The sequence below is a fragment of the Vibrio sp. 10N.261.45.E2 genome (assembly GCF_002875705.1).
Classification (GTDB): Bacteria; Pseudomonadota; Gammaproteobacteria; order Enterobacterales; family Vibrionaceae; genus Vibrio.
On the sequence record NZ_MCZZ01000071.1, the window covers coordinates 1 to 205 of the forward strand.

Sequence of the window (205 nt, forward strand, 5' to 3'; positions counted from 1 at the left end):
GGCTTTCTAGCGAGTATTTGCTAGGGTCTGTAAGTGAAGTAATAAAACCTTTTATCTCACCTTTTGGCTCTTGATATAGGACTAACCTGGCTTCCCAACGTGCGGGTAAATTCGGATTCTGCCGTTGAGCTTGAGGAGAGATAGGCATTGAAATGAGCATGTCGTTTTCCGCATATTTCTCCAACACTTCATAGCGTAGTTTTCG

Annotated in this window: 1 pseudogene; it reads right to left on the minus strand. The window is 43.4% G+C overall.

The features are described 5' to 3' along the window. A pseudogene (locus BCT34_RS04075) lies at nucleotides 1-205 on the minus strand (IS4 family transposase); the annotation flags it as partial.